At 33.8% G+C, this 1,319-nt stretch carries 2 protein-coding genes; both read right to left on the bottom strand.

The annotated features are described in order from the left end of the window. The coding region (locus ACMHJW_RS14630) for a hypothetical protein (RefSeq protein WP_413534140.1) at window positions 1–474 on the bottom strand (474 nt) is incomplete at its 3' end. Window positions 475–476: 2 nt separating this feature from the next. Further along, window positions 477–1,301 (bottom strand): hypothetical protein, encoded by an 825-nt coding sequence (locus ACMHJW_RS14625; protein ID WP_413534139.1) that lies wholly within the window; start codon window positions 1,299–1,301, stop codon window positions 477–479. Window positions 1,302–1,319: the final 18 nt, after the last annotated feature.

Here is a 1,319-nt window from a genome sequence, read left to right as displayed (position 1 = left end):
AATAGGCAACTCTTCCTCACTAAAAATACTCCAAACACCATCTAACTTCTTAAATAACGTCGTATAATTCTCTTTTGCTGTTAATCCAATTGAAGTATAAACACCTGTTGTTTTTGGCTTATAAATACCATCCTGCAATACATTTGCATCTTCAGACGTAATAGTTGGTTCAATATTATTGATAATTCCATTAGCAGCTAAAGCCACGCCTAATACTTCTTTCAATCCATTAATATCATCAACATCTAAATTAGAACCATCTCGTTTTGCTAAATCCAAATGCAGATGCTCTCGTTCAGCTTTATTATTTAACACATCAGTTAACTGATAGATTTGTTCAACAGGAATATTTTCTGACTTGTGGAAAAACGATTTCCAAGTCGTTTCAAATTGCACATTAGTTGGCTGTGCATCTTCAGCAAACCAACCAATAATGGTACTTAATGGAGCGATTGTTTGATTTAAATTTGCCATAATTAGATAATTGGTTCAATAAATAATACGATTTTAACAGGTGGGATTATTGAAAAAGCTTCACCACTACCAACAGATTCTGTATAACTCTCATTTTCTGTTTGATTCACATAATAACCTTCACGACCTCCTTTTGGTCCAAATGATAATGGAATGGTTGGTTTTTTAAATTTATGTGTATGTGGTGGTAAATTTTGAACAGATAAAGTTGTTGTTTTAGAGCCTTTTTTAACACCAATAAATGCGAAATCTTCATCATCAGGATTTAAACCCATTGGCATTCTGCCACGCCAATCTTCGACTTCGCGCCATCCTTCAGGAATTTGATCTGCGGGTTTATTCCAAAATACCATCGAGCCACCTTGAGCGAAAGGACGAGCGAATAATTCTAATTTTTCTACACGAGTCAGCAATGAATTAAAAGCTTGCAATCCTACTTTTTGTGCTAGATCAAGTTCTAATTGTTTAATAGATTTCACGCGATAAAAATCAGCCCAATTGTAAGATTTGGTCGAAACGCCAAACTCAACCCAACGTTCAATTAAAACATCTTTATTTTGCCCAGTTTTAAACGCTCGCTTTGTTTTCTTTTCGACAATAACAACTGTATTTCCTTTAGCTGATTGCTTAAAAGGAAGAATTTCGCCATTGATGAACACGGTTCCATTATTCACAACATTATTGTTTTCTGTACAACCATTGATAATTGCTAAATCGTGAGCTAAATAGCCTAATAGTTGAGTTATTTTGGGTGCATCAAATGCAAATTCTAATATATCTGTATCAAGACGTAAACCGCCTGTTTGATTAACATCTGCTTTATTCATAATTTATTAATTTGAATT

Origin of the sequence: Empedobacter brevis, from assembly GCF_965118635.1 — a bacterium.
Classification (GTDB): Bacteria; Bacteroidota; Bacteroidia; order Flavobacteriales; family Weeksellaceae; genus Empedobacter; species Empedobacter brevis_A.
The sequence above is the reverse complement of the archived record's forward strand: the minus strand, read 5'-3'. Positions and strand labels throughout refer to the sequence as shown.